The sequence below is a fragment of the Salinivibrio sp. PR5 genome, assembly GCF_001996085.1.
Classification (GTDB): Bacteria; Pseudomonadota; Gammaproteobacteria; order Enterobacterales; family Vibrionaceae; genus Salinivibrio; species Salinivibrio proteolyticus.
Window position 1 is genome coordinate 1 of record NZ_MUFK01000049.1, and the last position, 20,622, is coordinate 20,622.

Here is a 20,622-nt window from a genome sequence, read left to right on the forward strand (position 1 = left end):
GTTTGGCTGATGGTATTTTTCATGGTATAGAAGGATCTCTGACGATTTCCTATGATACTACGATTCCTCGGCAGGTGATTGTTGAGGTCAGACATCAACTTCTTGTAGAGTTTCCATCGTCTAAAATTAATTTATTATGTCAGAATAAAACTAAGGCCATTCATGACTTGAGTGACCAAGTTATTGATATGAGTATACAAATTCTATCTAATCGGGCGAAACCAAAAGATGGGCTCGATGCACTCACGCTAGGTCAGATTGCATGTTCACTATATGTAAATAAGCCTAAGATAGGTGAAAGTTATTCCTATACAAGGTCTTACCTTCAAGTAAAGCCACAGTTTATTTTAGAGAGTTTCTTAGCATCAGAATTAGAGGATTTGACAATTTTAAGTCCTTTTTACTGTAGTTTTACAGAAGTGAATATGATGGTTGAATGTTTAAACAGAACACCCGATGCTTGGACTATCTTACCCGATCACTTAGCGTCACCGTTTGTTGACGACAAGATCATTAAGATAACAGGTAGCGGATTTTCTGCGCAAGAAGTACTTTGGCCTTGTGTATTGTTAACAAGCCAGAAAGGCGCTAAAGGCCCTGTTTTTCAACGCGCATATGAGCTAATTATTGAAAAAATGAGACTGTTTGACTTATCCTAAGCTTTGTAATAATCATCAAATAGGCTTGGAAATTTGAGCCTCGAGATTGTTGAGTTTAGTTTGAATAAACGCGGGTTAAACTGAAAAGTGTACACTTTCATACATTTCACTTTATTGCTTGGGAGTGACTAGTAATAACTACCTCTCAACTGGCGTACATTACTTTTCTGAACATAACCTGAACATAACCTGAACATAGTCCTAAAAAATATAACGTAATGTTTTTTCTTATCATTTCACCCTGCTTCTTCATTTAGAAACACTAACCCTGCTGCAATCTTTTTTTGTTCAGTTTTCATTCAGGAGGGGTGTTCTATCCNACCTAACACATAATACGGGAGCTAATCATGATGAGTAAGAAATTTAAAATATTATTTTTTGGTGCGTTAACATCAGCGGCTTTTATTGCCAATGCTGAAGAGAGTACAGACTATCAATACTTTGTTGGGTTTGATGCCGGAACTAATATCAGTGGGAAGCAAGAAATAACGCTAGATGGTAGTAAGCATAAATTTGATATCGACAATAGCCCTATCGTAGGACTAAGAGGTGGCGTTACATACAATAATACTCATCAATTTAGTCTTGGGATTGATTATAGAAGTATAGATAGAGAAAAATTTGATTACTCGGACACCGAAGTCGCAACTATCTACACTCGATATGATTATTTGCTCCCTTTAACAAACAATATTTCATGGAATATTGGAGGAAAGGTAGGCTATGAAGAATTCTTTGGTGACTGGCAGTTTGATGATTTCAACCATGAAATGAGTGATATGGTATTAGGAGCTCAAACAGGGCTGAATTATAAATTTGATCAGTGGAGTATAGGTGCGGAGTTAAATTACCTTCACCATACAGGCGAATATGAATATGAAGATAGTGGCGTACAGCAAAATGTCAAGTTTGGCGATGAATTAATGCTGATGGCCAACGTTAAATATCACTTATAATATGACGAAAAGGCCACGCCTTTAGACGTGGCCTTTGTACTTGATAACTCGCTAAACAACTAATGCCCCAGACAGGATAAGTCATTCATCCATATAGCTTTCAATGCTAGGGCAAGAGCAAATCAGGTTACGGTCGCCGTAGACGTTATCGACACGGTTGACCGATGGCCAGTATTTGCTTGCCTTGTTATGGGCAGATGGGAAGCAAGCCAACTCACGGGAATAGGCGTGAGACCACTCGTCTGCCATCAGATCCGCTTGGGTGTGAGGCGCGTTGACCAATGGGTTGTCTTCCAGCGTCCACTCACCGTCTTGCACCTTGGCAATTTCCTCGCGAATGGCAATCATGGCATCACAGAAGCGATCCAACTCTTCTTGGCTTTCACTTTCGGTCGGTTCAACCATCAGAGTACCCGCGACCGGGAACGACATGGTCGGCGCGTGGAAGCCATAATCCATCAAGCGTTTGGCGATGTCTTCTTCGCTGATGCCGGATGCCTCTTTGAGTGGGCGAATGTCGATAATACATTCGTGTGCAATGCGTCCGTTTTTGCCGCGATAAAGCACGGGGTAGTAGGGACGCAAACGCTCCATCACATAGTTGGCACTGAGAATCGCTAACTCGGTCGCGCGCGTTAGGCCTTGTTCACCCATCATAGCAATGTACGCCCATGAAATAGGAAGAATCGAGGCACTGCCCATTGGTGCGGCCGACACGGCAAATTCGTCACCTTGCTCCACATGACCAGGGAGGAAAGGCGCAAGGTGCGATTTCACCCCAATTGGCCCCATGCCCGGTCCGCCACCACCGTGGGGAATACAGAAGGTTTTGTGCAGGTTGAGGTGCGAAACGTCTGAGCCAATATAGCCCGGTGTGGTCAGCCCCACTTGCGCATTCATGTTGGCGCCATCCAAGTAAACTTGGCCTCCAGCCTCGTGTACTAGCTCACACACTTGCTGCACGGTCTCTTCGTATACACCATGTGTCGATGGGTAGGTGATCATAATGCACGAGAGCGCATCGCGGTGTTTGTCGATTTTAGCTTTCAGATCGTCAATGTCGATGTTGCCGTCGTCATCGCAGCCAACTACGACCACTTTCATCGAAACCATTGCCGCGGAAGCAGGGTTGGTACCGTGGGCAGAGCTTGGGATCAAGCACACGTTGCGATGACTGTCGCCACGGCTTTCATGGTAGCGCTGAATCGCGATTAAGCCCGCATACTCCCCTTGCGCACCTGAGTTCGGCTGCATGGAGATCTCATCGTAGCCGGTGATTTCACACAGCATGTCACGCAGTGATTTACCCAGTGTTTGATAACCTTTGGCTTGCTCCAATGGCACAAACGGATGCAGGGCACCAAATTCTGGCCAGGTGACGGGGATCATCTCGGCCGCGGCATTCAGCTTCATGGTACAGCTGCCCAATGGGATCATACCGTGGGTAAGGGAGAAGTCTTTGTTTTCCAACGCCTTCATATACCGCATCAGCTTGGTTTCACTGTGATAGCGGTTAAAGACGGGGTGCGTCAGGTATGCACTGGTGCGGCGGCATGCGGCAGGGATCGCGGCAAATTCATCGGCTTCAATATCGCTCGCCACGCTTTCTGCATTGCCTTGACCGGTAAGCGCGGTAAGCAATTGATTGACTTCTGCCAGCGTGCTCGCTTCATCAAAGCTCACGCCGAGCTGGCCATCCAATTTACGCAGGTTAAAGCCGGCATCTTGCGCTTGTTGGTACAAGGCGTCGGTTTGCTCGCCTGTGTTGAGCGTGACGGTATCAAAGAAGCTGTCGTGGGCAAGGTTCAACCCCGCCGCTTGTGCCGATTTGGCGAACAGTGCGGTCAGATGATGCACACGGCGGGCAATTTTCTTCAAGCCTTCTGGACCGTGATATACCGCATAAAAAGCAGCCATGTTGGCGAGCAACGCTTGAGCGGTACAAATATTGGAGGTCGCTTTTTCACGGCGAATATGTTGCTCGCGCGTTTGCATCGCCATGCGCAGGGCTTGGTTGCCTTTGCTATCGACCGATACGCCAATCACGCGGCCCGGCATGGTGCGTTTTAGCTTGTCACGCGTGGCCATAAAGGCGGCGTGTGGGCCACCGTAACCCATGGGCACGCCAAAGCGTTGTGCCGACCCAATCACCACATCCGCGCCCATTTCACCTGGCGCTTTAAGCAAGGTGAGTGAAAGTAGATCGGTGGCGACTGCGACTAGCGTCTTCTTGCTTTGTGCGTCTGCAATCAGCGTGCTGAGATCGCGTACTTCACCGGTGGTGCCAGGATACTGGAGCAGGGCGCCAAATACGTCGTAATGATTCAGCTGGTCCGCGTGATCAACAATGATGTCATAGCCGAGGAAGTTGGCGCGCGTTTTAATCACGTCCAGCGTTTGTGGGTGCACATCACTGGCAACAAAAAACGCGTTGCCTTTGTGCTTGCCGCCACGCTTACACAGAGTCATGGCTTCCGCCGCGGCAGTGGCTTCGTCGAGCAGCGACGCGTTGGCCAAATCCATTCCCGTTAAGTCCATCACCATTTGCTGGAAGTTCAGCAATGATTCTAATCGGCCTTGCGAGATCTCGGGCTGATAGGGGGTATAAGCCGTGTACCAGCCCGGGTTTTCCAGCACATTGCGTAAAATAGGCGGTGGAGTATGCGTGTGGTAGTAGCCTTGGCCGATCAGGCTGCGCTTAATGGTGTTTTGCGCGGCAATGTTGCTAAGTTCGGCCAGCATCTGGGTTTCGCTTTTGGGCGCACTCAGGTTGAGCGGTTTTGGCAAGCGAATGTCAGCAGGGACAGTTTCTTCAATTAAGTGCTCAAGGCTGGTGGCATTAATCGCCGCCAGCATCGCATTTTGCTGATTGGTATCGGGACCATTGTGGCGCGCGATAAAATCATTATCGGCCACTAGGCTGTCGAGTAAACGAGTTTGCGTCATGGTATTCGTCCTGAATTAGTCTTCAATCGTTGCCGCGTACGCGTCTGCATCCATCAAGTGATCCAAATTGGTATCGTCAGCCAGCTTAATTTTGGCAATCCATCCACCTTCAAAGGGTGCTTCGTTGACAAGCTCTGGACTATCTTCCAAATCTTCATTGATAGCGACGACTTCACCATCCACGGGGGCATAGATATCAGACGCGGCTTTCACTGATTCCACCAAAGAGAAGCTCTCACCTTGTTCAGTACTGTCGCCAACCTCGGGTAGATCGACAAACACGACATCACCAAGCAGTTCTTGGGCATGATCAGTGATCCCCATAGTGACAGTGCCATCGCCATTGTCTTTAACCCACTCATGGCTTTTCGAAAACTTCAGTGTCGCGTCCATTTGTTACTCTCCTGCTTTAAATACGAGCTGCTCAAACAATGAGCGATTTACAATGTAAAATGAGTTGGCGTTGGTGACGCCAGCTCTTAAATTCAATTTATTGGCGATACACGGGGAAACGTGCGCAAAGTTGCTGCACGTCTTTACGCACGCGCGCCTCGATGTCGGAGTTGCCCTCTGGCGATTCGACGAGGGCATCCAACACATCGCCTATCCATTCGCCGATTTGACGAAATTCATCGGTGCCGAAACCGCGGCTAGTGCCGGCTGGCGTGCCGAGGCGAATGCCGGAGGTGATCATGGGCTTTTCGGTGTCAAAGGGGATGCCGTTTTTATTACAGGTGATCCCAGCACGTTCAAGTGCTTCCTCAGTTTGATTGCCCTTTAAGCATTTCGGGCGCAAATCAACCAGCATCAAGTGGGTATCGGTGCCGCCGGTAACAATGTCGCAGCCACGGGCTTGGAGCACTTCCGCGAGCGCTTTGGCGTTAGCAACCACTTGATCAATATACAGTTTAAACTCAGGCTCTAATGCCTCACCCAATGCAACGGCTTTGGCCGCAATCACGTGCATCAGCGGACCGCCTTGCAGACCGGGGAACACGGCCGAGTTGATCTTTTTATTGATGTCTTCGTGATTGGTGAGGATCATGCCACCGCGTGGGCCACGCAGGGTTTTATGCGTAGTGGTGGTAACCACATGCGCATGGGGCAGTGGCGATGGGTGGGCGCCGGTGGCAACCAAGCCAGCGATATGCGCCATATCAACCATCAGGTAGGCACCCACTTCATCGGCAATCGCGCGGAAACGGGCAAAATCAATCTGACGTGGGATCGCACTACCCCCGGCGATAATCATCTTGGGTTGATGCTCGCGAGCCAGCACCGCGACTTCATGGTAATCAATTTCTAGACTGTCTTTGCTCACACCGTACTGCACAGCGTTAAACCATTTACCGGATAGCGCAGGGCGCGCGCCGTGAGTGAGGTGGCCGCCAGCATCGAGTGACATACCTAAAATGGTGTCACCGGGTTGCAGTAGCGCTAGCATCACGGCGCCGTTGGCTTGTGCGCCCGAGTGCGGCTGTACGTTGACATACTCACAGCTAAACAGCTGTTTGGCGCGGGCTTGAGCGATGGCTTCGACTTCATCAACGTGCTCGCAGCCGCCATAGTAGCGGCGGCCCGGATAGCCTTCGGCGTATTTATTGGTTAAGCAGGTGCCTTGCGCTTGCATCACGGCTTGCGAAACGATGTTTTCTGACGCAATCAATTCGATTTGTTGCTGCTGGCGTTTATGTTCCGCGTTAATCGCGGCCATCACGGCACCGTCTGATTCAGACAAGTTGGTTGAGAAGAATTGCTCAAGTTCCACGTTTGGGTAGCTGGGTTTCATTGCTTCATCCTTGTTGACTGGCCGTGGGTTAGCAGGCCACCACATTAATTGGGATCACATTGGTAGCAAGGCCGCCTTGCGAGGTTTCCTTGTACTTGCTCATCATGTCGAGCCCTGTTTCGTGCATGGTTTTTATCACGCTATCGAGTGACACATGGTGCTCACCATCACCGCCGAGAGCGAGGCGGGTTGCGTTAATCGCCTTCACGGCGCCCATAGTGTTGCGTTCGATGCAGGGCACCTGCACCAAGCCATTGATGGGATCGCAAGTGAGTCCTAGATTGTGTTCCATGCCAATCTCTGCAGCGTTTTCAATCTGCGCATTGGTGCCTCCCATCGCTGCAGCGAGCCCCGCTGCTGCCATGGAACAGGCTACTCCGATTTCTCCTTGGCAACCCACTTCGGCCGCAGAGATAGACGCATTGGTTTTATACAAGGAACCAATCGCGGCAGAAGTCGCTAAAAAGGTACGAATACCTTCTGGATTGTTGGGCGAGACAAACTTGTCGTAATACGCCAACACCGCTGGGATCACACCTGCTGCGCCATTGGTCGGCGCGGTAACCACTCGGCCACCGGCGGCATTTTCTTCGTTGACTGCCATGGCAAACAGATTGACCCAATCATTGCTGTCTGTCGGTAATCCATGCGCTTGTTTGTCATGAATGGCGTCGTACATCCCTTTGGCGCGTCGCTTAATGTTTAAACCGCCGGGTAAGATGCCGCCTTGTTGAATACCGCGGTCGATGCACTCGCGCATCACTTGCCAAATATGATCGAGCCCTTGATTGACGGTATCCCGCGTCGCACTGGGGTCGGTATACTGCGCTTGGGCAATTTCATTGGTAAACATCAGCTCACTGATTGTCATGCCCGTTTTTTCGCATTGCTCAAGTAACTCTGCCGCACTTTTGAACGGATAGGGGGGCGTAAAGTCGGAGGCCAGCGCATCCGTTTCACCTTCTTCCACCACAAATCCACCGCCGACCGAAAAATAGGTTTTTCGTGCCAAGCATTTGTCTTTTTTGTCATAAACACTAACGGTCATGCCATTGGGATGGGCGGGTAACACCTGATCGTAGTGAAACACCAAATCCGCATCCCAACTAAACGGGACATAATGACTACCAGCAAAGGGCAGTTCGCCGCCGTTTTTAACCATTTTGGTCATGGTTTCAATGTCGTCTGATTCGATGGTGGCGGGCATTTCGCCCATTAGCCCCATCACACACGCGACGTCCGTGGCGTGGCCCTTTCCGGTTAACGCCAAGGAGCCGTATAAATCGACGCTCACGCGATGAATCGCATCGAGCGAGAGTGTTTGGATCGCGAATTGTGAAAAGCGTGCGCAGGCCAACATTGGCCCAACGGTGTGCGAGCTGGAGGGTCCGACACCGACTTTAAACAGGTCAAACATGCTGTGACTCATGGCATGTCTCCTACACAGGTAAGGTACGTATTGTTGTTGGTAGATGTCTTTGTAGACACCTTGCATTGCTCACTCATCAGCAGTGCTACCTACAGTTTATATCCTTGCCACAGAACGCTCCTGAAACAGGTCGCTGCAAGCGGCGAGAGTGATAACAACCGGCACGCGCTGGTGATGATTTAAACATTTTGTTAACGTACCTAAGCCGTAACTTTTCCGCAAAATAAATTTCCAATAGGAAACCTATGTTGTGATCGCGATGACATAACGACCTCTGGCTATACGATCAACCTTGTTACGCAAACGTTTGCCTTTTTATCCTATGCTGAGGTAAATTGCAAACAGCGTCGGGTTTCTCATCATCGTTTTTTGCATCGCAACGCCATGACTGCTTGTCATTTATGGACTTTTCCTTTTAAGCGTATTGGCGGCGATCCATTGATTCACGAATTTGAGGGGAACGAGGCGGTTGCATCTTGCCCAATAGGACGATATTTCCAATAGGAAACTTTTTTGTTAAAAGTGTTAACTATGCCGATGCCGTTCGAGGGTGGGATGTGTCAGAATGCGGCGTTAATAGAGTTAACCATGTTAGCGCGGAGGCAGCCCAACGGTGTCAACAAACCATTTAACACAGGATGTGTATCCCTCAATGCAGGTAGAAAAAGCGCAAATGGATGATGAACAACGTGCGCCAATTGCGCCGTTGCGGTTGGGCCCACGATTAAAAGCGATTCGAGTGGGGTTAGGGCTGACGCTCGAAGAAGCAAGTCAACGCACGGGATTAGCGCGCTCGACCTTATCAAAGATAGAGAATGAGCAAATCTCCCCGACTTTCCAAGCGATGCAAAAACTCGCTCACGGCCTAGACATTGACGTGCCTCAGTTGTTTGCGCCACCCAAAAAACGGCAAGCAACAGGGCGCCGTGATATTACACGAGCCGGTCAGGGTAAGGCGCACCCAACCGGCACCTATGAACACGAGCTACTGGCAACGCAACTTAGCAACAAAAAGATGATGCCATTTAAGTCGCGTGTCCGTGCCCGCGCTTTTGAAGATTACAGTGATTGGATCCGTCACGATGGTGAAGAGTTTTTGCTGGTGTTGGAAGGCAGCATTCGCTTTTACTCTGAGTTTTATGAAGCGATCACCCTCAATGAGGGAGACAGTGTTTATTACGATGCCACGATGGGACATATGTTGGCATCGGTCAGCGAGGATGACGCACTCATCTTGTGGGTGACCGCATCCTAACGCAAAGTCACGAAAACTGGCGACGCGCATCGTCGACTAGCATTACTTTTTATCGCCATTTAGGCAGAACATGGAGTGAACAATGGCAGAGTTACTAACGACCCCACTACACGCATTGCACATTGAGATGGGCGCAAAGATGGTCCCCTTTGCTGGCTATGATATGCCCGTCCAATATGCGCTCGGTGTTCGCAAAGAGCATCTCCATTGCCGCGAACACGCAGGTCTGTTTGATGTATCGCATATGGGGCAGGTTCGTCTCGACGGAAAGGATGCAGCCAAAGCGCTAGAAGCCTTAGTGCCTGTTGATGTCATTGATTTACCGGCAGGCAAACAACGTTATGGCGTGTTCACCAACGCACAAGGAGGAATTCTGGATGACCTCATGATTGCCAACCTAGGCGATCATCTCTTTCTGGTCGTTAACGCCGCCTGCAAAGCACAGGACATTCAGCATCTGCGCGATAACTTGAAAGGGGATGTGACCGTCGAGGTGCTTGATGATCGTGCGTTGTTGGCACTACAAGGCCCGAAGGCGGCGCAAGTGTTGGCGACATTCAACCCGAAGGTTAATGACATGGTGTTCATGGACATTCAACCTGTTGAGATTAATGGCATTCACTGCGTGGTGAGTCGTTCCGGTTACACCGGTGAAGATGGGTTTGAAATTTCTGTACCGTCTGAACATGCAGAATCGCTCGCCAAAGCGCTGCTTGCCAATGACGACGTGGAATGGATTGGCCTAGGTGCACGTGATTCACTGCGTTTGGAATGTGGTTTGTGCCTGTATGGTCATGATTTGGATACCACCACTACGCCGATCGAAGCGAGCCTTATTTGGGCGATCAGTAAGGTACGTCGTGCGGAGGGTGAGCGCGCCGGAGGCTTCCCCGGTGAGGCGAAAATTCTCGAGCAGATTGCCACTAAAGCGGTCAGCCGTAAGCGAATTGGTCTGTTGGGCCAAAGTAAAGCGCCTGTACGTGAAGGCAGCAAGCTGTTCGATGCCAACGATAACGAAATTGGTATCGTGACCAGTGGTACCTTTGGTCCCACTAAAGGCATGCCGGTTGCGATGGCGTATGTGTCACCGGAATTTACCGCGGTGGGCACGGAGGTGTTTGCCGAAGTACGTGGTAAAAAGCTGCCCATGACCGTCGAGAAAATGCCCTTTGTGCCGCAGCGTTATTATCGCGGCTAATGAGGACAAACAGGTAATAAAAAGCGCAGCGTCAATCAGCTGCGCTTTTTTATGGGCAGTGAGCAATAAGGTTACGCGTTGCTAAGCTGCTCAACCGCCTCTAGGGCTTGCGCACCATAAATCAACGACGGGCCGCCACCCATTAAAATGGCAACGTTGATCGCCTCTACACATTCTTGCTTGGTCGCACCGTGCTTTAATGCGGCGGCAACATGTGCACCGATACAGCCATCGCAACGCGCGGCAATACCAATCCCCAATGCAATCAACTCTTTGGTTTTTACATCAAGGTCGCCTTCTGCCATTGCGGCACGATGAAGCTGACCAAATACCGCCAGAGTCTCACTGCTGTTTGCTTTAAATTGTTTATTTAACGCCAATTGTTGCTCATTGATTTCTTGATAGTTTTTCTTGGTCATAGTCCCACCTTTTATTTTAGCTTTGACTAATATATTTGCTTTGTGTGTAGGATGCAATCCGTGTCCATGATTTATAATTGATTGCCTAGAAATCTTTCTCATCCTGTTGGTTTCGATTTGCCAGCGCCGTTAAATCCGCTTTTTTATGGCTGCCTGAAAATGCCTGTTCTAGTCTCAATAAGTCACTATTGATAGTTGACACATTAATACTGAACGGTAGGTAGTCACTGACGGGGGTCAGTTATGAGTATTAAAAAACGTATTTTAGCCATTGTGTTGACAGGGGTGGTATTGCCGACACTGATTATTAGTGTCGTCGCCTTGTATCAGTTCCGAACAAGTACCCTAATTAGCTACGAGCAAAGCTCTTATAAGGAAATGCAGCACATTGGGAATGCGTTTAAGTTCTACCTACAAGGCCTGTCTGCTAACGCGAAAATGTTAGCCAATAGCCAAGCCCTGCAAGAGCTCGATAGCAGTGTTGCCAAGTACATGGGCCCGGCAAAGCAAATGACATCGCCTCAGAATAGCCCGGTCGAAGCCCGTGCGTTTAAATTGTTGGATGCAATGGGTAATTCGCGTGATGATTTCGCCTATGTCTTTCTCGGTTTAAGCGATGGGGGCTACATTCAGTGGCCGCAAGGGGAGTCTGGCGATTACGACCCTCGGCAGCGCCCTTGGTATCAAACCGGATTAGGAAGTGGTAATAACCCTGTGCGCGTGCCGGCATACCAAGATATTACATCGGGCGCACCTTTACTGGATTATGTGATGGAGTTTCCTGCGCAAGACGGCCTGACTGGGGTGGTGGGTGTTGATGTTACCTTGGAGGCATTGACCAATATGCTTGGCGAGGTCACGCTCGGCCAGTCAGGTTACATTGTGCTGGTGGAAGATACCGGCACCATTTTGGCCGATCCCAATAACCCAGATAACAACTTTGAATCTGTGGATGGCGTGAATAGCGTCTACAGCGGTCAATCGCTAAGCCGTGCCCTCAAGGCGGTGTCATTTGACGGTGAGTCTTATTTTGTTAACCAGTATCAAGCGCCCGATAGCGGCTGGCGTTTAATTGGTATTGTGCCTCAGCAAGAAGTGTTAGGGCAGGTGAATCAACTGCAAACCGTAATTATCTCGATTGGTGTACTTTTAGTGGTGATTTTCGGGGTGCTGGGCTTCTTTATGGTTAACCGCATCTCTGCCTCGATTGTTGCGGTGAGTGATGGGCTCAGTGATGCGGCAAGCGGTGAAGGTGACTTAACTAAACGTTTGCCGGTAACCAGCAAAGATGAGCTAGGCACGACCGCCACTGCCTTTAACCAGTTCGTGGATGTGATCCAAGAGCTGATCATTGGCATTAAAGATCGCTCGCTGAAACTTACATCCCATGCTGATCACACCACCCAGTTTGCTGAGCAGCTGGATGGCGCAAGTCACCAGCAGCGCTCAGGGCTCGAGCAGATTGCGACCGCGTTTCATCAAATGGTCGCGACGGCTAATGAGGTATCGCAAAACTGTAATCAGACGGCCGATTCGGCGCAGCAATGCCAATCAGAAGTTGATCGCGGCATGGCCTTGATGAATAACACGCGCGCAGCAGTGCAAGAAATGGCGACCACGCTCAACGAAGCGGATAGCGCCATGGCTGAGCTTACTAAAGAAAACGACAATATCACCGCCATGCTGGATACCATTCGTGGCATTGCCGAGCAAACCAACCTATTGGCGCTGAATGCGGCGATTGAATCGGCACGTGCGGGGGAGCATGGCCGAGGCTTTGCCGTGGTGGCGGATGAGGTTCGGGTGCTGTCGCAAAAGACCACCAAATCGACCGAAGAAATTGACGAGTTGTTACAAGCCCTGACTCAACGGACTAGCCAGCTGTCAGAAAAGCTACAGGGCAGTGTGGAACACTCGCAGACAACCACCGAGGCAACTGAAGAGGCCCTGAGTGTATTTAGTACCATTCAAGAATTGGTGGGACAGATCCATGATATGGCCGCGCAAATCGCCACCGCAACAGAAGAGCAGCACTCGGTGTCGGAAGACATTAATCAGAATGTGACCAACGTATTGGATGGTGCGAATAGTGCTGCTGAAACCGCGGAGCAAACTAACGCAACGGCGGCCGAGTTACGTATGGTGGCGACTGAACTCTCAGAGTTGGTAAACCGATTCAAAACCGACAAACCCAGCACATAACGGCGCTATCTTTAAACAGGAGCGCCAAAGATGAACGGCGAGCAGGTAGGCTCGCCGTTTTATTGTGCACGTGATGTTTATCGCTACACCACTTCAACAAATCCCATTAGACCGGTTTTCATGTGCTCAATCACATGACAATGGTACATCCACCGGCCAGGGTTATCGGCCACAAAGGCTGCCTTGGCGTGGCCATTTTTACCCAATAGCACGGTATCGGTATGGAAAGGTGTCACGGGTTTACCGTCCATTTCCAGCACGGTAAATGTATGACCATGTAAATGGATCGGATGGTGGTACTGAGTGACATTCTTTAAATCGAAAATATAGGTTTTGCCCCGTTCGAGCGTTGCGATCGGATCGGGAATATTGCCTTTGCTCATTCCCTCCCATGCGCGTTTATTCATCAGCCAAAATTCGTGCTTCCCTTTGCCTTGTTTATCGGCGGGTGTGATTGCGCCGGCCCATTCAAACACAAAGTGTCGCGTTTCCGCATTCGCCAAGTCAGGAGTGGCCACTGGATTAAGTGGCAGGGCGGGCAAAGGTTTTTCGACCAAGGTGGATGGCGTTGTGGTAAAGCTAGCCAGTAGGAAAGGAAAACGGCCTTTCATGTACATGATCTCAACATTGGATCCGGCTTTGGGAGCGACTAAACCAATATCGAGTCGCATACCGGGCGCGATCTTATGCTCCTCGAGTCGTCGAGGGGTTGCGATCGGATTGCCGTCAATGGCAATAATCCACGCGTCCGCACCACGGACTTGAATGGGATAAGTCAGGGTATTATCGACGTTGGCTAAACGCAAGCGAGTGGTGGCATTTTCTTGTAGTTCATACTTAGGTTGATGAACTCCGTTTACCGTGCCCCATTCACCCGGCGTTCCCATTCGGGCGCTATAACGAGGAATGGCGAGATCTTTCCATTGCCCTTGGGGGTCGAGGTGCCAATGTTTGAGCATGAGTACATGCTCTTCGTCAAACGCGACCGGTGACGCTTCTTCCACCACAATGGTGCCCACCAAGCCTTTGCCCAATTGCACCACGGAGTTCATGTGAGGGTGATACCAAAAGGTGCCAGCGTCAGGCGGTGTAAAGCGATAAGTAAAGGTTTCGCCCGGCTGAATAGGGGGTTGGGATAAAAAGGGTACACCGTCCATTTCAATCGGAATGCGGAGTCCATGCCAATGAATGGTGGTGGGTTCATTAAGGTTATTGGTAAAGTGAATCGTCACGGGCTCGCCCTGACGGCAGCGAATCGTGGGCGCAGGGATCTTGCCGTTAAATGCCAATACATCCGTTTGATGGCCGGGCACTAAAGATGCTGTGCTTGGCTCAGCGCTTAAGTGATATTCCCACATGCCATTATCTCGTGATGCGGATACCAGCGAACAAGCAGGAAGGGCGGACAACGCAGCGAAAGCAGCGGAAGATTGGAGAAAGCGACGTCGAGTGAGGCCATGCACTGGCATGCCTTGGTCACGGCAAGTCATAAGAATACCTTTCGAATCAAATAATCGACTTACTATACCGTGAACGCGTCAAAGTGAGAAAGATTATCAATTGACCCTGTGAGGCAGTTAAAATAAGCCAGCAACAGACTGCTGGCTCGATAGTCGGATTATTGACGGTGAAAAATGTCGAGGCCAGGTGCTTGATTTATGGCGGGTAATGCTTCGAATTCAGGCTTGGCAATATAATACCCTTGGAAGAAGTCGATGCCTAAATCGTGCAAGCAGCGTAATTCTTTCTCAGTTTCTATCCCCTCGGCAATAATTTGACGCCCTAGCTCCTCACACATTGCCACACTGTGGCGAACAATGGCCTGTTTCACTGGGTCAGTATCAATATCTCTCACCAGCGCCATATCGATTTTAATAATATTTGTATCAATATTAGCCAGCGCCGTTAGGCCAGAGTAACCGGCGCCAAAATCATCAATGGCGGTAATAAAGCCTTGCGAGCGGTAATAGCGAATAATGCGTTGAATATGACCATAATCAAGCACTTCTTCCCCTTCGGTAAACTCAAACAAGATGCGATCGAGCGGAAACTGGTGTTCGCGCGCGGCTTTAAGGGTGGTTTGAATACAACGTTCGGGCTCGTAAACAGCATTAGGCATAAAGTTAATGCTCAAAAAGCAGGGAATCTCGAGCTTTGCCGCTAATGACACCGCTTTGATACGGCAGGTCTGATCAAATTGATACTGATTGTCGGCGTTTACATGTTTAAAAACACTGCCCGCACCGCCGCCATCCATGCCTCGTACCAGCGCTTCGTATGCGAAAACACGCCCAGTGGATAATTGAACAATTGGCTGAAAGGCCATTGAAAAGGCAAAAGGGAGCGGTTTTTTGTTTTTGCAGGCATCACATTGGGAGGCGGTATGTGTCATAGATTTAAATATCAATGAAATAAAGGTGTTTACACAACAATAGATGGTGCGTGTCTTTAATGCGAGTCAAGGTGTCTAATCTCTGCGCCACGACGATTTCTCCACAATGCATAAGTAAGTTGGCACTAGATATGCTTAATAATTAAGCGGCAATATCAGGCGCTTTTTTGACGTCGTGTGATACAAAAAGTATGGCATACGGATGAACAAGCTGCTTTTTGCTGATAATGGCGACAAAGTGACCAAATTTGGTTTATACCTTAATAAGGTTGTTAAACGACCGAAAATACCAGATGTGCCGGTTCAAGGTAGCTGGCCAGTGACAGAGGATGAACGTCATGCTTGCTGAAAAACGGGATGAAATAGACAACCCCCTGATTTGGCCAATACTCAGTATCTTGGAATCTACGCGACAAAGCTGGAAAGTGCATCACCTTCTCAGTGAGTTGCAAAAAAACACCATCATGGCAGAGTTGGATGCTGACCCGCATCTTGATCTGTTTAAGCGCAATTTTTTGATAATGAATGCGCTATACCAACTGCAAGAGATGTTGCTACCTCAGCAGTGGTTGCAGGTGGAGTCAATGGACATTCAATTGCAGTGGCGTGTTGGCGGTAATGGTTTTGTGGCAAACGAAATCGATTATCAAGATCCACTCCGTGAATATTACATGGATTGGAACAACTACGACGCTAGCCGAGACGATGTCAAAGAGCTGCTATCGTCGTTTTGGAAGCATTATCAACGCCATATTGGTAATGATGCGCCGGGCGAAACCATGCTAGAGCGCAAAAAAGCTCTGGCCGTACTTGGGTTGGATGAGCATGCTAGCGAGCATGAGATCCGTCGCCAGTGGCGTAAAATGGCGTTGAAGTGGCACCCAGACCGTCCTGAAGGCGATGCGACCACGTTTCGTGAAATGTGCGAGGCATGGCAAAGCCTGCGTCTTTAACTCCGCCCTCAGCAAGCAAATACAGGGTGTGGTGACACACCCTGTATGGTAGTGATTAGGCGTTGTTAAGGCCACGGCTGCGTAGCTCAAAGATAAGCTTTTCAGCGCTGCATTCAAATTGCATTTTGATATGTGCACTGTCGCCGCTAATTTGCTCGGCGTTAAAGTCGTGCTTGACGGCAGGGTTAATACTTTGTGCGAGCGAGAGGTACTGCTCAAAGCGCGCCTGCATTGCCTCGACGCTGTCGGCATGAATCGTCACTTCCGCGACTTCATCTCCTTCTGAGATAATATAACCAATTTCTGCGCTTACACCGCACGCGTCACATGCGTCAGTTTGATTCTCTTTCATGGTTGTCCCCTACGAGATAAAGCTGCAGGCGTCAAAATAGGCTTATCGCCTGCAATAAAGATGTCATGCTGATCTTTAGCAGAGTCTTGATTGTGGCACATTGAGATAGGTCAGGTTTTGCAGGAGTTTGTAGCACGATGCATCATTGTCAGCAATCTAATTGTAAGCAATAGGTGGCGAATAAAAAATCACCCACCATCAGCGTATGCCAATCGTGGGTGATCGTCAGAACATCTTGGTAGAATGCGCTAGACCCAGTCTTCTTCCCATTGGACCAAGGTGCCTTTTGGCCAGTTCGCGCCAACCTCGTGGTACTCTTGCTCTAGCTTATGGCGGCGAATTTTAAGTGTTGGCGTGAGTTTTCCGTTCTCAATGCTCCAAGGTTCTTTGATCATCAAAACGCCTTTGATTTGCTGGTGGGACTCCAGCTCACCGTTGATGGTATCAATTACCTTTTTCACGCGGCGCTCATAACGGGCCCGATCAAAGTGCGGGAAGTGGTGCGGCAAAGCAAGCAAAATAGGCGCAGGCATGCCAGAGCCGATCACACAGAGCATCTCAGCGTTAGACAGCTCAAATAAACGTTTTTCAATCGCCACTGGGGCAACAAATTTGCCTTTTGCGGTCTTGAAGGTATCGTTTTTACGCCCTGAGATACTCAGGTAGCCTTCACTATCGAGTTCGCCTAAATCCCCCGTGTGTAGCCAACCATCCACCAAGGTTTCGGCTGTGGCTTCCTCATTTTTGTAATAGCCACTAAATAGGCCCTGACTTTTGACTAAGATCTCCTGATCGTCGGCTATCTTGATTTCAACGCCGGGTCCTGCATTGCCGACGGTGCCAATTTTGTCGGCCCTAAATGGATAGTTAAGTGTGCTGTATGCGTAGCTTTCGGTCATTCCCCAGGCTTCGGTGATATGTAGGCCCAATTTTTCATACCAACGCAATAGTGCTGGGGCAACCGGCGCTGAGCCACAGCCCAATACGCGCGCTTGATCAAGACCAAGGTTCTTCGCGATTTTCTTTTTAACCAGACTACCGACAAGAGGAATGCTCAGCAGCAGGTTAAGACGTGCATCTGGCAATTTCTCTTGAATGCGCTGTTGGAACAACGTCCACAGTCGCGGTACCGAAATGAAAAGCGTTGGGCGATGCATTTTGACATCTTCAATAAAGGTATCGAGCGACTCTGGGAACGCGGTTGGGATCCCACCCATAATGGCCGACCCCATGATGTATACGCGTTCGGTGATATGGGCCAATGGCAGATACGAGAACAAACGATCGTTCGGCTCGATACCAATGTGGTCAATCAGGCGTTGCGCGGACCAACAATAGCCACCGTAGCTCAGAATGGCGCCTTTGGGGAGCCCAGAGGTGCCAGAGGTATATACCAGTGACATCACATCATTATCGAGATGGACCGGACGCTCTTCGGTAGGTTCGTGACTTGCGACTAACTCCTGCCAGTCATAGTGGCAATCCACCGTAGGATATGGAAATGCGATAGTCTTAATGTGTGATAGGGTCTGTAACGACGCTTTTAGCGCTTTGGTATCATCCAGTTTGCCGACAAACATGGCCTTAGATTCACTGTGCGTGACCACGTGCTCAATGGTGTCGCTGCCCGCGGTTGGAAAAATAGGCACGCTAATGTAGCTGCCCATCATCATCGCCAGATCGGCAATAAACCATTCCGCACAGTTTTTAGAAATCAGCGCCACTTTGTCACCGGGTTGCACGCCCATGTCACGTAATGCGGTGACCATACGCATCGCCTGATCAGCGACGTCCGCAAAGGTGTAATYCACGAAACGGCGATCGCGAATTTGGCGTAAAAATACGTGGTTAGGGCGTTCGTCGGCCCAGCGTAAGATCTGATCGTGTGGTTTGATGTGTGACATTGGACTTCCTCGTTGTCGCAACGTGATTCATACGTCTAACTGTTATAATAATGTTAACTTACTGACTCTGCCCGTATTTACGCAAGGCAATTGTTTAAACATGTGTTCAAATTATGACTGTCGGCACTATTTACACCAATAAGTCCTCATTTTTTGGGCTGTTTTCACACTTATCTATCAAGGTATTAGCAGAACTTTGATCCGCTTCAGCGAGTCTTTGGTGTGTTTCGTGTCAGGCTTTCTATTGCACTCTGTACTATCTTTATGGCGAGTCGTGGCGCAAATGCATTGTCTGCAAACACATTGCAACATGCAGACGATTACTGCCCGCCATGCTGACGGAGACTGGGGAGAACACATTACAGATGCCAAAACGCAGTAAGGCCCAAACACAACAGACGATCGAGACTATTCTTGATGCCGCGAAGCAGCAACTCCTGACGTTGGGCTACGAGGGTATGTCGTATACCACCCTCAGTGAAGCAACGGGGGTGTCTCGTACCGGGATCAGTCACCACTTCCCGCGCAAACAAGATTTTATGGCCGCGCTCGAACCCGTGCTGCTCGATAATTTGATGGGTACGCTTGAGACGGGGGGAACCGTTAACCAGTTAATGCAAAGCTGGATGCAGGCGATGCATGCTGACGGTGAGTTCAAAGCCATCTTACGGCTGTGTTTCTACTTGCTGATCAGCGGTAAAGCCGATAACGGCGTCGCCTTTCGCTGTCTACGTAAATTGCAGACAGATTGTGAAAAGCAAATGAATACCGATCTGACCGTTGCTTTTTCACAGCTGCTAGGCGCCAGTTTACTCATGTGTCGTCAATGAACGGCACCGGTCCGTTGAACCTGCATAATAATTGACATATCACCCCGTTATCTCACCAAAATTTGACAGACAGGCGCAATGCCTTTTGATAAACTCGCCACGCTTTTACAGCACCAGACCTTTTTTGGAGATAACTATGAACAATACCGACCATCCTCCTAGTCGATACGGAGAAAAATAATTGCCGTTGGTATTGTGACCCTTCCTTTTACCAGCGCAGTCGTAGCTGGTTTCCCGCTCTGTTTTTCTCCTTTCTCGATGTAACGCTTAATCACGCCCTTTTGGCGTGAGGTTCGTTGTTGATGGTCGTTACCTGTTGCCAATCGGGAGATTCGCCATGACGGTAATGAACAACACTTTTGACTACGCCACTACGTTTTCCACTGCAGAAATCGTGGCGGCACGTAATGCATTTTTACAATACGATCTCGACAAGCAAGTCGAGTTGCTTACCGTGATGCCGGTTGAGGAGTCGATGGGAATTTTACATCACTGCTCAGTGGCTCATGTCCAGCATTTGCTCAATGCGCTCGATGCGCAGGGGTTTGACCGCGAAGCCCGTGAATATGCCAACCATTTAGGCTTTATTCACTCGGAAGCGGAACCAGCGAAAAGCTATCTGTCTACCGGCGTGTTTGCGCACGTTAAACAGCGGATTGGCTGGATTGTCGGACTTGCGCTGCTTGGTATCGTTTCTGGGATGATCATTGCTCAATACGAAGATACCTTAAGCCAACTCGTTCTGTTAGCTGTGTATATGCCAGTGATTGCGGCGGCGGGGGGCAATACCGGTTCCCAAGCGGCAACCTTGGTGGTCAGGGCGCTTGCAACGGGAGAGCTTCGCAAACGTCAGTGGCTCCAAGTGATGTGGAAAGAGGCCCGCGTCGCGGTATTTATCGGTATTGCGATTGCTGCAGTCATGATAGTGAGGATTTTGATGTTCAACCACAACGCGACGGTAGGCGCGTTTGCATTGCACGATATTGCGGTTGCCATTGCGTTGGCCCTGTTTATTCAGGTGACCATCTCCACAACGCTTGGCGGATTGCTGCCGATTGTGGCGCGCGCGTGTCATCTTGATCCTGCGGTATTGGTCAGCCCGGTACTGGCATCCGTGGTAGATATATCTGGGATGTGGATTTATTTTACCGTGGTTAATACCTACCTCGGCATTGGTAGCTAGCCCGAAGAGTGGCGCCCAAGTGGCGCCATTTTTTATCTATGGTTATGGTGAGTGATATCGAGCGTGTTTGGCTTTGTACATCTGATACGCACTTAGCTTGATCTTACGCAGTAAATTGCTGGGTAACTATGCTATCACTATTACAACAGTTGAAT

17 protein-coding genes are annotated in these 20,622 nt (G+C 49.5%); 8 read left to right on the top strand and 9 right to left on the bottom strand.

Features of this window, described 5'->3' with window-relative positions; genetic code table 11:
• Both BZG82_RS16410 and BZG82_RS14100 read left to right on the top strand, forming a co-directional pair.
• A partial coding sequence (locus tag BZG82_RS16410; protein ID WP_077766117.1) for a hypothetical protein occupies positions 1 to 659 on the top strand: 659 nt, incomplete at its 5' end.
• 347 nt (positions 660 to 1,006) lie between these two features.
• Positions 1,007 to 1,615, top strand: coding sequence for an outer membrane beta-barrel protein (locus BZG82_RS14100; RefSeq protein ID WP_077766118.1), 609 nt, complete (start codon positions 1,007 to 1,009; stop codon positions 1,613 to 1,615).
• Between the two features lie 81 nt (positions 1,616 to 1,696).
• Here BZG82_RS14100 and gcvP read toward each other — a convergent pair whose 3' ends face one another.
• The 4 genes from gcvP to BZG82_RS14120 form a co-directional block, all read right to left on the bottom strand.
• Positions 1,697 to 4,561 carry an aminomethyl-transferring glycine dehydrogenase gene (gcvP, locus tag BZG82_RS14105; RefSeq protein WP_077766119.1) on the bottom strand — a complete coding sequence of 955 codons (2,865 nt, stop codon included), beginning with the start codon at positions 4,559 to 4,561 and terminating at the stop codon, positions 1,697 to 1,699.
• A 15-nt stretch (positions 4,562 to 4,576) separates the two neighbouring features.
• Complete coding sequence (gcvH, locus tag BZG82_RS14110) at positions 4,577 to 4,954, bottom strand: glycine cleavage system protein GcvH (RefSeq protein ID WP_077454958.1); 378 nt, start codon at positions 4,952 to 4,954, stop codon at positions 4,577 to 4,579.
• A 97-nt stretch (positions 4,955 to 5,051) separates the two neighbouring features.
• Positions 5,052 to 6,350, bottom strand: coding sequence for a serine hydroxymethyltransferase (locus tag BZG82_RS14115; RefSeq protein WP_077766120.1), 1,299 nt, complete (start codon positions 6,348 to 6,350; stop codon positions 5,052 to 5,054).
• 28 nt (positions 6,351 to 6,378) lie between these two features.
• Positions 6,379 to 7,779 carry an L-serine ammonia-lyase gene (locus tag BZG82_RS14120; protein ID WP_077766121.1) on the bottom strand — a complete coding sequence of 467 codons (1,401 nt, stop codon included), beginning with the start codon at positions 7,777 to 7,779 and terminating at the stop codon, positions 6,379 to 6,381.
• Between the two features lie 652 nt (positions 7,780 to 8,431).
• Between BZG82_RS14120 and BZG82_RS14125 the strand changes: the two genes are divergently transcribed.
• Together BZG82_RS14125 and gcvT are read left to right on the top strand one after the other, a co-directional pair.
• The gene (locus BZG82_RS14125; protein WP_077481649.1) at positions 8,432 to 9,034 is read left to right on the top strand and encodes a helix-turn-helix domain-containing protein; all 603 of its coding nucleotides are present in this window, start codon (positions 8,432 to 8,434) and stop codon (positions 9,032 to 9,034) included.
• Between the two features lie 82 nt (positions 9,035 to 9,116).
• Positions 9,117 to 10,232, top strand: a complete 1,116-nt coding sequence (gene gcvT / locus BZG82_RS14130) for a glycine cleavage system aminomethyltransferase GcvT (protein ID WP_077766122.1) — start codon at positions 9,117 to 9,119, stop codon at positions 10,230 to 10,232.
• A 71-nt stretch (positions 10,233 to 10,303) separates the two neighbouring features.
• Here the strand turns inward: gcvT and BZG82_RS14135 are convergent, their stop codons facing one another.
• A complete protein-coding gene (locus BZG82_RS14135) occupies positions 10,304 to 10,651 on the bottom strand; it encodes a carboxymuconolactone decarboxylase family protein (RefSeq protein ID WP_077766123.1) in 348 nt (115 codons plus the stop codon).
• Positions 10,652 to 10,894: 243 nt separating this feature from the next.
• Between BZG82_RS14135 and BZG82_RS14140 the strand changes: the two genes are divergently transcribed.
• Positions 10,895 to 12,853 (top strand): methyl-accepting chemotaxis protein, encoded by a 1,959-nt coding sequence (locus BZG82_RS14140; protein ID WP_077766124.1) that lies wholly within the window; start codon positions 10,895 to 10,897, stop codon positions 12,851 to 12,853.
• An 83-nt stretch (positions 12,854 to 12,936) separates the two neighbouring features.
• Here the strand turns inward: BZG82_RS14140 and BZG82_RS14145 are convergent, their stop codons facing one another.
• Both BZG82_RS14145 and BZG82_RS14150 read right to left on the bottom strand, forming a co-directional pair.
• Positions 12,937 to 14,322: a multicopper oxidase family protein gene (locus BZG82_RS14145; RefSeq protein ID WP_077766128.1), complete on the bottom strand. Its 1,386-nt coding sequence runs from the start codon at positions 14,320 to 14,322 to the stop codon at positions 12,937 to 12,939.
• Positions 14,323 to 14,471: 149 nt separating this feature from the next.
• On the bottom strand, positions 14,472 to 15,245 hold the full coding sequence (locus BZG82_RS14150) for an EAL domain-containing protein (protein WP_077766125.1): 774 nt from the start codon (positions 15,243 to 15,245) through the stop codon (positions 14,472 to 14,474).
• Positions 15,246 to 15,583: 338 nt separating this feature from the next.
• Here BZG82_RS14150 and BZG82_RS14155 point away from each other — a divergent pair, with 338 nt between their 5' ends.
• A complete protein-coding gene (locus BZG82_RS14155; protein ID WP_077481946.1) occupies positions 15,584 to 16,198 on the top strand; it encodes a DNA-J related domain-containing protein in 615 nt (204 codons plus the stop codon).
• A gap of 55 nt (positions 16,199 to 16,253) precedes the next feature.
• On the opposite strand, the gene BZG82_RS14160 is transcribed toward BZG82_RS14155, so the two are convergent.
• Entirely contained in the window at positions 16,254 to 16,550 is a 297-nt protein-coding gene (locus BZG82_RS14160; protein ID WP_077481948.1) for a DUF406 family protein, read from the bottom strand.
• A gap of 248 nt (positions 16,551 to 16,798) precedes the next feature.
• Positions 16,799 to 18,454, bottom strand: coding sequence for an AMP-binding protein (locus BZG82_RS14165; RefSeq protein WP_077766126.1), 1,656 nt, complete (start codon positions 18,452 to 18,454; stop codon positions 16,799 to 16,801).
• 365 nt (positions 18,455 to 18,819) lie between these two features.
• Here BZG82_RS14165 and BZG82_RS14170 point away from each other — a divergent pair, with 365 nt between their 5' ends.
• Both BZG82_RS14170 and BZG82_RS14175 read left to right on the top strand, forming a co-directional pair.
• The gene (locus BZG82_RS14170) at positions 18,820 to 19,284 is read left to right on the top strand and encodes a TetR family transcriptional regulator (protein ID WP_158074980.1); all 465 of its coding nucleotides are present in this window, start codon (positions 18,820 to 18,822) and stop codon (positions 19,282 to 19,284) included.
• Between the two features lie 337 nt (positions 19,285 to 19,621).
• Positions 19,622 to 20,467, top strand: coding sequence for a magnesium transporter (locus BZG82_RS14175; RefSeq protein WP_077766127.1), 846 nt, complete (start codon positions 19,622 to 19,624; stop codon positions 20,465 to 20,467).
• Positions 20,468 to 20,622: the final 155 nt, after the last annotated feature.